Annotated in this window: 9 protein-coding genes; 5 read left to right on the top strand and 4 right to left on the bottom strand. The window is 60.0% G+C overall.

From position 1 onward, the window contains the following. Positions 1-6: 6 nt before the first annotated feature. Positions 7-2,838, bottom strand: coding sequence for an FAD-binding oxidoreductase (locus H6973_09370; GenBank protein MCP5125822.1), 2,832 nt, complete (start codon positions 2,836-2,838; stop codon positions 7-9). A gap of 98 nt (positions 2,839-2,936) precedes the next feature. Here H6973_09370 and otsB point away from each other — a divergent pair, with 98 nt between their 5' ends. Continuing rightward, positions 2,937-3,713 (top strand): trehalose-phosphatase, encoded by a 777-nt coding sequence (otsB, locus tag H6973_09365; GenBank protein ID MCP5125821.1) that lies wholly within the window; start codon positions 2,937-2,939, stop codon positions 3,711-3,713. A 4-nt stretch (positions 3,714-3,717) separates the two neighbouring features. Next, entirely contained in the window at positions 3,718-4,488 is a 771-nt protein-coding gene (locus tag H6973_09360; GenBank protein MCP5125820.1) for a TSUP family transporter, read from the top strand. Position 4,489: 1 nt separating this feature from the next. Here H6973_09360 and aroE read toward each other — a convergent pair whose 3' ends face one another. The 3 genes from aroE to hemB are packed head-to-tail and all read right to left on the bottom strand — an operon-like array spanning position 4,490 to position 6,971. After that, positions 4,490-5,317: a shikimate dehydrogenase gene (gene aroE / locus H6973_09355; protein MCP5125819.1), complete on the bottom strand. Its 828-nt coding sequence runs from the start codon at positions 5,315-5,317 to the stop codon at positions 4,490-4,492. A gap of 2 nt (positions 5,318-5,319) precedes the next feature. Next, the gene (locus H6973_09350) at positions 5,320-6,009 is read right to left on the bottom strand and encodes a hypothetical protein (protein ID MCP5125818.1); all 690 of its coding nucleotides are present in this window, start codon (positions 6,007-6,009) and stop codon (positions 5,320-5,322) included. Then, entirely contained in the window at positions 6,006-6,971 is a 966-nt protein-coding gene (hemB, locus tag H6973_09345) for a porphobilinogen synthase (protein MCP5125817.1), read from the bottom strand. The genes H6973_09350 and hemB overlap by 4 nt, the downstream gene beginning before the upstream one ends. Positions 6,972-7,106: 135 nt before the next feature. Here hemB and H6973_09340 point away from each other — a divergent pair, with 135 nt between their 5' ends. From H6973_09340 to H6973_09330, 3 genes are all read left to right on the top strand, one after another. Next, a complete protein-coding gene (locus tag H6973_09340; GenBank protein MCP5125816.1) occupies positions 7,107-7,910 on the top strand; it encodes a sterol desaturase family protein in 804 nt (267 codons plus the stop codon). A 115-nt stretch (positions 7,911-8,025) separates the two neighbouring features. Further along, on the top strand, positions 8,026-10,206 hold the full coding sequence (gene uvrD / locus H6973_09335; protein MCP5125815.1) for a DNA helicase II: 2,181 nt from the start codon (positions 8,026-8,028) through the stop codon (positions 10,204-10,206). 155 nt (positions 10,207-10,361) lie between these two features. Next, positions 10,362-12,062, top strand: a complete 1,701-nt coding sequence (locus tag H6973_09330) for a type II/IV secretion system protein (protein ID MCP5125814.1) — start codon at positions 10,362-10,364, stop codon at positions 12,060-12,062. The last annotated feature ends 82 nt before the right edge of the window (positions 12,063-12,144 follow it).

Genomic DNA, 12,144 nt, shown 5'->3' with positions numbered 1-12,144 from the left:
GATAGATTAGCGCGGACTTGAACAACGATCTACCAGATACACAATCGAGCGGTAATAGCGCTCGCTGTGCAGGGACAGACCGATTTCGCAGGTGCGGCTGGTGGAATAGCCGGACTGACAATTGTCCGGCAACGCAGCTTTTAAATCCCGCAAGGCGCTGGCGTTCAATTCAGGATAGGTAAAGCCCTTATCCCCGGCCCAGCCGCAACAGGAAATAGCATCGGGGACAACCACCTTTTCCACACACGCCTCGGCAATGGCTTTGAGTTTAGTTTGTAAGCTCATCTTGATGTTACTGCACGTGCAGTGCAGCGCCACGGTTTCCGGCAATTTCTCCAATTCTAGCCGGTCGAGTACGAAATCGTGGATAAATTCGGCGATGTCGTACACCTGGAGCTGAGTCGACGCCTCGCCCGGTTTTACCCGGAAAGCGCAGGGACTGGTGTCGAACACGATCGGGTCTCGACCGTCGCGACTGGCGACTCGCAACGCCCTTTCCAATTCATCCTGCTTGGCGCTGGCCTGCTCTGGCAGGCCCTTGCTGGCGAAAGGCTGCCCGCAGCACAGACCCGCGACGTTGTCCGGCATCACCACTTCGTAACCGGCCTTGCGCAACAAGGCAACAGTCTTGATTGGCAGAGCTTCGTTCTCCGGATCGTCCCGGGCTGGCCCCATAGTCCGGCTGGCGCAACTGGGGAAATAGACTACGCGGGGACGTTCTGCTTCAACGCCTGCTTTCTCAAGTCTGGGTAGTACGCCAGCGGTTGGCAACCAGCGATGCCAGGGCGGCAGGCGACCGCCAGACAGCTTGCGCGTCATGCCGGTCAGACCGCCTAAGAGTGTCGTACCCAGCGCTCGATGCGCCAGATCGGCGGCGGTCAAGCTGGCGCGGGTGGCAAAGGTTACTGTGGAGAAAGAGTTCGCGGCCTGGTTGCCCACCATACGCGCCAATGCGCCCCGGCCCTGTTCGCGCTGCTTGAGCATCATCGTCCCGGTATTAATCCCTACCGGACAGGCCAGCGCACACAGCCCGTCGCTGGCGCAGGTATCGACACCCTGATAGGCATACGCCGTGCTGATCGTCTTCAATCGTTCTAAATCCGCACCCAAGGCCCGCAACCGCGCCTGTTCGCGCAAACCGACAATCCGTTGTCGCGGCGACAGGGTTAAAGCACGCGAGGGACAGTTCGGTTCGCAGAAGCCGCATTCGATGCATTTATCAACCAGCGGATCGACTGCGGCCATCGGTTTGAGATTTTTGATATGAATTTCAGGGTCGTCGTTGAGAATCACTCCGGGATTCAGCAAGCCGTGAGGATCGAACAATCCTTTGATTTCACGCATCAACTGATAGGCTTGTTGCCCCCATTCCAGTTCCACAAACGGTGCGATATTACGGCCTGTGCCATGCTCGGCTTTCAGCGAGCCGTCGTACTTGTCGACGATCATGTGGCAGACATCGTCCATGAAGCGATGATAGCGCACGGTTTCCTCGGGCTGGCTAAAGTCCGGCGTAATCACGAAGTGCAGGTTGCCTTCCAGCGCATGGCCGAAAATGATGGAGCCGCGATAGCCATGCTGGTCGAACAGGCTTTGTAAATTCAGGGTCATCGCCGCCAGGCGCGGCACAGGAACCGCGACGTCCTCGATAATCACAGTCGTTCCCGCGGCCCGCGCGGAACCGACCGAGGGAAACAATCCCTGACGGATGGCCCACAGGCGGCTAAATTCCTCGGGACGGTCGGTAAAGTGCAGTGGAACCAGGGTCGGCAGGTCATTGATCGCCCCGGTCACGGCAGCCACCTGAGCAGACAATGTTTCTGCATCCGCTGCCCGCGTTTCCACCAACAGGGCAGCGGCAGTCTCCGGCAGGGTCTTGAAGTAGTCGGGAATACCCGCTTTGTTCTCCACGGAACGGAGCGAAGCGCGATCCATCAGCTCCACCGCCGCCACCGGCTGACTTTTCAGCGCCGCGACCGCTGTGCAGGCGGTTTGAATATCCGGGAAAATCAGCAGCGCCGTGGCCTTGTGGGTATGCTCCTCGACCGTGCGATAGGTAATCTCAGCGATGAAGCCCAGTGTCCCTTCGGAGCCAATCATCAGATGCTGCAGGATTTCAAACGGGTCTTCATAATCCACCAGAGCGTTGAGGCTGTAGCCACAGGTGTTCTTGATTTTGAACTTGGCGCGAATCCGTTCGGCCAGCGCGGTATTAGCCCGCGTGCGTTGACCCAGTTCCGCCAATTGCGCGAGCAATGCGCTGTGACTGACCTTGAACACTGTGCGGCTGGCCGGATCACCGGTATCCAGCATCGCGCCATCGGCCAACATAACTCGCATACTATGCAGCGTTTGATAGCTGTTCTGCGCAGTGCCGCAGCACATGCCGCTGGCGTTATTGGCGGCGATGCCGCCGATCCAGCAGGCGTTGATCGAAGCAGGGTCTGGACCGATCTTGCGTTTATAAGGAGCCAGATAGCGATTCGCGTGACTGCCGATCACCGCCGGTTGCAAGCTGATGGTCGCCGCGCTGTCGCCAATGCGCCAGCCCCGCCAGCCATCGCCCAATTGCAGAATCACCGAATCGCTAACCGCCTGCCCGGACAGACTGGTGCCAGCGGCGCGGAACGTGACCGGCGTGCGATGTTGATGCGCCAGAGCCAAGACGCGCTTCATCTCATTCTCGCTCTCGACCCGCACCACGAGTTGGGGAATCAGCCGGTACAGGCTGGCGTCGGTTCCATAGGCCAGAGTGCGCAAGGGATCGCTGATCAGGCGCGCAGACGGGATGAAGGTTTGCAGGTCGCGATGAAGATGCTGGTAGGCCGTCGGGAGCATGGGATTCCGCCTGTTTGGGTGGTTTCTTTAATTCTTATACCAGAGTGGGCTATTTTGCTTAGAATTCGATTGAAAATGGCTGCTGCAAGGACCATCCCATGATCACTTTTATCTCCCAAAAACTGGCGGCTGCCTATCGCTCGGGATACCGGTTGGCGTTGCTCTTTGATTACGATGGGACGCTGACGCCCCTGGTGGATCATCCCCGGCTGGCGCACCTCGATCCTGCCTTGCGCGAGGTGCTGGCGCAGTTGGCCGCATGGCCGCGGATCACCGTCGGCGTGGTCAGTGGCCGGGCGCTGGATAATCTGATCGACATGGTCAAGCTGGACGCTTTGCGCTACGGCGGATCGACCGGTCTGGAATTGCGCATTGCCGGAGAGCGCTGTGTAACTAACGAGGCTCTGGAAAGCCGTGCTTTTCTCGATCCACTGTGCGCCATTGTGGAAGGAGCAATGGCCGATTATCCAGGCGCCTGGGTGGAGAAAAAACCGTTCGGTTTTACCGTTCACTATCGGTTACTGGCCGCAGACCGGGTCGAGTCGTTAAGAATGCGGACATTTTCGCTGCTCGCGCCTCATGCGTACCGTTTGCGTCTCCTGGACAACCCGTTGGCTATCGAAGTATTACCGGAAATTGGACAAGATAAAGGCACAGCATTGCAGACGATTGTCGCTCAAGACAGCGTTGGGCCGGTAACTGTGCTGTATGCTGGCGATGCGATCAACGACGAACCAGCGCTGACGGCAACGAGGGCGCTGGGAGGAATCGCGCTGGGCATTGGGCCAGAAGCGCCAACGGTGGCTGAATACCGCTTGCCCGATCCGGCTGCGCTACACAGCTTGCTGGCGAGGCTCGCTGAGGAAATCGCCTGATTTCATGGAATTGACCCTCGATCTTGCCACCTTGTTGCTACTGGGCGCAGTGGCTTTACTAGCGGGCTTTATTGACGCGATCGCTGGCGGCGGCGGCATGTTGGTCATGCCAACGCTGTTGAGTATCGGGATGCCGCCGCATCTAGTGGTGGGCACCAACAAATTAATCGGCACGTTTGGCACTTTCAGCGCCTCGCTGACTTTTATCCGCAAAAAACTGCTTCAACCTGCGCTGTGGTGGGCGATGAGTCTCAGCACGTTCGCCGGTGCGCTGCTGGGGGCAGTATTGATTTATCTGATGAGCGCCGGAGTGTTGAAAAAGTTGTTGCCCCTAGCGATTCTGCTGGCGTCGGCCTATCTGATCTGGCCGCGTCGCGTCCGCCCTGCCATCGTGAGCGTCCCGGAACCGCCCACGACGCATCCGCGCAGTGTCCAAGTGACCGCCGGCAGCTTGATTGGCTTTTACGATGGCTTCATTGGTCCCGGCACCGGCGCATTCTGGATGGCGACAGCGATGAGGCTGTTCCGCCTGGATTTGGTCGCGGCTGCCGGAGTAGCCCGGTTCATGAACTTTATCAGCAACCTGACTGCCCTGCTGACCTTCGTCGCGCTCGGCAATATCGACTACGTCGTCGGACTAAGCATGGGAGTGCTGCTGATGTGCGGCGCATTTCTTGGCGCGCATAGCGCTATTCGCTACGGCGCGCCGTTCATTCGTCCGGTGTTTTTACTGGTGGTGGTTTTGATGGCGGGGCGGTTGCTGATCACCAGTTAACTCAACTTTCCCGGAGCGCTGCGATTACTGGCCTCGTCTCTGGCCACACTCCCCGCCACAGATGAAACGACTCCGCCGCCTGCTCCACCAACATCCCCAGCCCGTCCAGAGATTGGACCGCGCCGTGTTCCCGGCCCCAGCGGACAAACGCGGTCGGTTCCCGGCCATACATCAGGTCATAGCACCAGCCCTCCACCGCCAGCACCTCGTCCGGCAGGGGAGGAACGGCGTCGTCCAAACCTGCGGCGGTGGCGTTGATGATCAGATCGAACCGCCGCCCCGCCAATTCACCAAAGCCGGACGCGGATACCTGCCCCAAATCGTTGAAGCGCAGCGCCAACCCCAGCGCCTTTTCCGCCGTGCGGTTGGCGATCATCAATTGCGCCGGCTTTTCCGCCAGCAAGGGTTGCAACACGCCCCGCGCCGCGCCGCCTGCACCCAGCAGCAGAATCCGTTTTCCGGTGAGCGGATAACCGTGATTGACAGTTAAATCTCGCACGAGCCCCAATCCGTCGGTATTGTCCCCCCGGACCCCATTGGGTTCAAAGAGCAGCGTGTTGACAGCGCCCGCTCTCTCAGCACGGGCGCTGAGGAGATCAGCGAAAACCCAGGCATCCTGCTTAAATGGGACTGTAATATTTAGACCCTTGCCGCCCCCGTCGCGGAAAGCGCGCGCTGCTGCCGGGAAATGGCCCGGCTCCACCAGAATGGCGCGATACTCCAGATTCTGTCCGGTCTGAGCGGCGAACAGAGCATGAATTCGCGGCGATTTGCTATGGGCGATGGGATAGCCCATCACCGCATATTGATCGGGTTGACCGGTTTGCATTGTTATCGATTCCCCTTATCGTCAACTTCGCCTAACGGTGCCCGCAGCCGTTGTTCAAATTCCGCTGGCGGCGCATATTGCAGCAAGGTCCCACCATTGTCGCCCAGCAGCAAATCCAGCCCCAGCGCTGGATACAACCAGTGCGCGCCATCCTGAACAGCGATCCGTTCCGCCGGTTCGCCAAAGCGTTGACGGACCAGGTCGGCGTCGAACTTCACCACGGGCAGGTAGGTGATGGCTGTAATCACAGCGCTCAACGCCAAATCCTGATCCGCCTCGGTCACCGGATAGCGGCGACCTTGATCCATCGTTGGCTTACCCTCGCCTGCGTGGGTCTTCAGCGCCGCTAGGGCCGATTCCGGCAGTCGCGCCGATAACACCAGCCGCGCGTTCAATCCGCCAACAACTGCATCCCGAAAATACCCCTCCAGGCTCCACCGTCCGGCCTGATCCTCGAACATACCCAATTCATAACGCCGGCCCAGCTTATTCACTCCATCCCGCAGCGTACTCTCGCCCAGGGTCAAACCGAACACGCTCAGGGATGCGCCATCCGGGCTGACGGTAATCTGCCAGGGCAAATCCTGACCCGGTGGCGACGACTGACCACCCGGTGGGCGCATGATCGCTAGGAAAAACATGCTCAGCGCGATGCCCAGCGCCGCCAGCACCCACACGGTTCCCTGCTTCATGATCCCTGCCGCAGCCAGTTCGCCGCCGCTCCAGCGAAATACGTCAGAATGGCGTCCGCCCCGGCTCGTTTGATCGCCAGCAGCGATTCCATGACCACCGCCCGTTCATCCAGCCAACCGTTGCGCGCCGCCGCCAGGAGCATGGCGTATTCCCCGCTAACCTGGTAAACAAAGGTCGGTGCAGCGAATTGATCCTTGACCCGGCGCACGATGTCCAGATAGGGCATTCCTGGCTTGATCATCACCATATCCGCACCCTCCTCCAGATCCATCGCTACTTCGCGCAGCGCCTCGTCGCTGTTAGCCGGGTCCATCTGGTAGCTGTATTTATTGCCTTTGCCCAAGGCTCCCGCCGAACCGACCGCATCGCGGAACGGCCCGTAAAAGCTGGAGGCGTATTTAGCAGAGTAGGCCAGAATCCGGGTATGGATGAAATCGTTGGACTCCAGCGCCTCGCGGATGGCGGCGATTCGTCCGTCCATCATGTCCGAGGGCGCGACAACATCGACCCCTGCTTCGGCGTGGGAAAGCGCCTGTTTGACCAGTACGGCCACGGTCTCATCATTCAGCACATAACCGGAATCATCAATCAGCCCATCCTGACCGTGGCTGGTAAACGGGTCCAGCGCCACATCAGTGATGACGCCGAGTTCAGGAATCGCCTGTTTCAGCGCGCGCGCTGCCCGTTGCGCCAGACCCTCGGGATTCCAGGATTCGGCGGCGTCCAGCGATTTGGCCTCCGGCGGCGTCACCGGGAATAGCGCCACAGCGGGCACGCCCAGCATTGCCAACTTCTCGGCTTCATGCAGCAATTCATCAACGGTCAATCGCTCCACGCCCGGCATCGACGCCACCGGTTCGCGGCGTTGCTGGCCTTCGATAACGAACAACGGCTGGATTAGATCGGCGGAGGTCAACACAGTCTCCCGCACCAATCGCCGTGAAAAGTCGTCACTGCGCATCCGGCGTAGCCGGGCACCGGGAAACTGGCCGGGGATGATCTGGGTTAATCGGGACACCGGAATATCCTCCGTGGTGGATGGTCAAAGGTTTTCACGTTTACCGCAGGGCGCATTATAAACCGCATGGAGTTGAGCATGACCGATCTGCTTCACTACGAAACCATCCTCCGGCTTGGCTGCTTCTTCACTGTGCTACTGGCCATGATGTTCTGGGAATGGCGCGCGCCCCGCCGGACCTTGACGCTGGCGCGAATCCGGCGCTGGCCGGCCAACCTCGGCATCATTGTGGTGGACAGCGTAGTACTGAGGTTGGTGTTCCCGATGCTGGCGGTTGGCGCAGCGGGACTGGCGGAAGCCAATGGCTGGGGGCTGTTTCGCTGGCTCCATATCCCGCTCTGGCTGGCGTTGATCGCTTCGCTGCTGCTACTGGATTTGGCCATCTACACGCAGCACGTCGTGTTTCACAAGATTCCCGCGCTGTGGCGCTTGCACCGGATGCATCATACCGATCTGGATTTCGATGTCACCACCGCCCTGCGTTTCCATCCACTGGAAATTGTCCTATCGATGCTGATCAAACTGGCGCTGGTTGTGCTGCTGGGCGCGCCGCCAGTCGCAGTGATGCTGTTCGAGATTATCCTGAATGCCACAGCCATGTTCAATCACGGCAATGTAGGTTTGCCAGATGGACTGGACCGACGATTGCGCTGGGTGCTGGTGACCCCGGACATGCATCGGGTTCATCATTCAATACGGGTCGAGGAAACCGACAGCAATTTCGGTTTCAACCTGCCCTGGTGGGATCGGTTGTTCGGCACCTACCGGGAACAGCCACAGGATGGCCATAGCGGCATGACCATCGGCCTGGAGTATTTCCGGGATTGGCGGGCGACCCGGTTATATGGGTTGCTCTTGCAACCGTTTCTTATTGAAAAATGACGCCAACTGCTATTATGAATAAGCCATATTTTTTCGCGCCACATTTCCAAACCATAGCCAGGCTCTCCTTCAACCCGGCAAGGTTCGCCAGGATTTTCTGCTAGAATCCCCCGTCATGGACGTTTCCTGGATTCTCGATAATCTTAACGAACCCCAACGCCAAGCGGTCACCGCCCCGCTGGGGCCTCTGCGCGTACTGGCCGGCGCCGGCAGTGGCAAAACCCGCGTGTTGACCCGGCGGGTCGCCTGGCTGCTGGCGGTGGAAAACGCCTCGCCCTGGTCCATCCTCGCTGTCACCTTCACCAACAAGGCCGCTGCTGAAATGCGCGGACGAGTTGAAGCCATGCTGGAGCAACCGCTGGGCGGCCTATGGATTGGCACCTTTCACGGCATCGCCCATCGCTTGCTGCGCCAGCACTGGCAGGACAGCGGCCTGCCGCGCGCCTTCCAGATTCTCGACAGCGACGACCAGAACCGCCTGGTAAAACGGGTGCTGCGCGAACTCGGCCTGGACGAAAAGAAATGGCCGCCGCCCGCCGCCGCCGCTTTCATCAACCGCTGCAAGGATGAGATGCAGCGGCCTGCCGATGTGGTCGACGACGGCAAACCCGCTCGCCGGCAAAACCAGCGCATCTACGCCGCCTACCAGCGCGAATGCGACCGTGTCGGCCTGGTGGATTTCGGTGAATTGCTGCTGCGCGCCTACGAACTGTGGCGCGACCACCCCGAACTGCTCGCCCACTACCGCGAACGCTTCCAACATGTCCTAGTGGACGAATTCCAGGACACCAACACGGTTCAGTACCAATGGATTCGCCTGCTGAGCGGCGGCGAGGGCGATATCTTCATCGTCGGGGACGACGATCAATGCGTCTACGGCTGGCGCGGCTCGAAAGTCGAAAACATCCAGCGCTTCTCCACCGACTTTCCCGGCGCGCAAACCCTTCGCCTCGAACAGAACTACCGCTCCACCGGCGTCATCCTCCAGGCGGCCAACGCCCTGATCGCCCACAACGCCCGTCGCCTGGGCAAAAACCTGTGGACCGACGCTGGCGACGGCGACCCCGTGCGCATCTACGCCGCTTTCAACGAGGTAGACGAAGCACGCTTTGTGGCGGAACACATCCGCCAATGGACGGAAAACGGCGGTCAGCGCCAGGAAACCGCTATTCTCTACCGCTCTAACGCCCAGTCCCGCCTGTTCGAGGAAACCCTGCTCGGCATGGGTCTGCCATACCGCATTTACGGCGGTCTGCGCTTCTTTGAACGCGCTGAAATCAAGGATGCGCTGGCCTATCTGCGTCTGGTCGCCAATCGCGACGACGATCCCTCCTTCGAGCGCGCTGTGAACACTCCGCCGCGCGGCATCGGCGCACGCACCCTGGATTTGCTGCGCGACGCCGCCCGCGTTGATAGCAGTTCCCTGTGGCAAGCCGCGATGCGCCTTACTAATAACCACGGCCTCGGCGGACGCGCCGCTCACGCCGTGCGCCGGTTTTTGGACCTAATCGGGATGCTGGACGCCAACACCCGCGAACAGCCACTGCCGGAACGGGTTGGCGCAGTCATTACGCACAGCGGTTTACGCGCCATGTACGAGGAAGATCAGGCCGACAAAGGTGAAATGCGCGTGGAAAATCTGGACGAACTGATCAACGTCACCGTCCGCTTCATCGCTCATATCGACCCGGTGATCATCGGCACCGAACCGACTTCACTGGACTGGCTGAACGCCTTCCTCGCCCACGCCGCTCTGGAATCCGGCGAACGCCAGGCCGGGGCTGGCGAAGATTGCGTGCAATTGATGACCTTGCACATGGCCAAGGGCCTGGAGTTCGCCCTGGTGTTCCTGGTCGGCTGGGAAGAAGGACTGTTTCCCCACAGCCGCTCGGCTGCCGATGAACGGCAGTTGGAGGAGGAACGCCGCCTGGCCTATGTCGGCCTGACCCGCGCCCGGCAACAAGTCTATCTCTGCCATGCCGAGCAACGCCGCTGGTATGGCCGCGAAAGTCCGCAAAGCCCCTCGCGCTTCGTGGGGGAAGTCCCAGAGGCGTTAACCCAGGATGTTCGCGCCCGCACCAAACCCCGCGCGCGAACATTAACCGCCGCCCCGCCGACAGCGACCGCTTCCGGTGGGCTGCAACCGCGCCAGCGGGTGCGTCACGCCAAATTCGGCGAAGGGGTGGTGCTGGCGGTCGAAGGCGAAGGTTACCATAGCCGGGCGCGCATCGATTTCCCCGCCGCAGGCGGCCCCAAGTGGCTGGTGGTCGCCTACGCCAAGCTGGAACCCGTGTGAGGCGATCTGGCTTCCTCGCTGCGCCTACGAGCCAGACGTTCCCGCAGGGCGGCAACCCACATTCCCAACCCTCTTCCCGATCGCGCCAACCTGAACATCGGTTGACGCTGAAAGAAGCGCTGGACGAGCTGATTGCCGACGGTTTGGTCGATGCAATGGAAGTGGAGCGGTCCGGTCTGGGCGCCAAGGCCGACCGTACTCAATTGCATCCACTGGTGGTCATTGCCAACAAGCAATTGCATCAACGCCAGCCTCCATACCAGCCGCTCAGCTTGGAACTGCTGACTGAGTGGCTGGCGGGCAAGGCGGAATTGCCGTATTGGCGGATTGATCCCCTCAAACTCGATATTGCAGCGGTTGAACGCCTGCTGCCTTTCGTTTCCTACGAGTACGCGGCGCGCTATCAGATTCTGCCGGTCGCCGCTAACGAGAACCGGGTCATCTTCGCCACGGCTGAACCGTGGTTGACCGAATGGCAAACCGTCCTGCGCCAGACCCTGCGCCGCGATATCGAGCGGGTGATCACCAATCCGCTGGATATCAACCGCTACCAACTGGAGTTTTACGGAGTATCGCGCTCGGTGCGTGGCGCGATGAAGGGCGCGCTGGAGCCGGTTTCAGGGATTCTCAATTTCGAGCAGTTGCTGGAACTGGGCCGGCGCGGCGAGCTGAGCGCCGACGAGCGTCCCATTGTCCAAATTGTGGACTGGCTGCTGCAATACGCCTTCTCCCAGCGCGCCAGCGATATTCATCTGGAACCGCGCCGTGAGCAGGGACACATCCGTTTCCGCATCGATGGCGCATTGCATTCGATTTATCAACTGCCGTCGGCGGTGATGAACGCGGTCACCAGCCGCATTAAAATTCTGGGGCGCATGGATGTCGCCGAAAAGCGGCGTCCCCAGGATGGCCGCATCAAAACGCTCACCCCAGCGGGCCGCGAGATTGAACTACGGCTATCGACCATGCCGACCGCCTTTGGCGAGAAATGCGTGTTGCGCATTTTCGACCCCGACACCGCCGCCAAAAATTTTGCTCATCTTGGCTTCGCGCCGGACGAGGAAGCGGTCTGGCGCTCCATGATCGCCCAACCGCATGGCATCGTGCTGGTCACCGGTCCGACCGGTTCCGGCAAAACCACCACGTTGTACACCACGCTCCGCCATCTGGCGGCGCCGGAAGTTAATGTCTGCACGGTCGAGGACCCGATTGAAATGATCATCCCCGAACTGAATCAGATGCAGGTGCAACCGGCCATTGACCTCAACTTTGCCCAAGGCATCCGCACCCTGCTGCGGCAGGATCCCGACATTATCATGGTGGGCGAGATTCGCGACCTGGAAACCGCGCAGATGGCGGTGCAGGCGGCCCTGACGGGTCATCGGGTGTTGTCGACCCTGCACACCAACGACGCCGTTTCCGCGATCACCCGCTTGCTCGACCTGGGCATCCCGCCCTATCTGATTCAGAACGTGCTGATCGGCGTCATGGCGCAACGACTGGCGCGCACCCTCTGTCCCCATTGCAAGGAGCCTGATCAGATCGATGATGCGCTGTGGGAAGCGCTGATTCATCCCCTGTCCTTGCCCAAACCGGAAACTATCAATAAACCGCACGGCTGCCTGGAATGCCGTAACACCGGTTATCTGGGTCGGATCGGTCTGTACGAGTTGCTGAAAGTGACCCCGGAATTGCGTCGACTTTTTCAGATCGGAGTCGATGAAGAGGTCTTGCGATGCTTAGCCCGTGAAAATGGGATGCGGCCCTTGCGGGTGAGCGCAGCCTTACAGATTGCTGCGGGCCTGACCACGTTTGAGGAGGTGGCGCAAATTCTACCTCCGCTCGAATATCATTGAATGCGATAAGCGTTGCTATTTTGATAGACATCAGTATTTTTGACTAATTTGTTGCTTGTGGCATACAATGACCCTGCATTTA

It is taken from the genome of Gammaproteobacteria bacterium, from assembly GCA_024235095.1.
GTDB lineage: Bacteria > Pseudomonadota > Gammaproteobacteria > Competibacterales > Competibacteraceae > UBA2383.
This window is presented reverse-complemented; position numbering and strand designations above follow the sequence as displayed.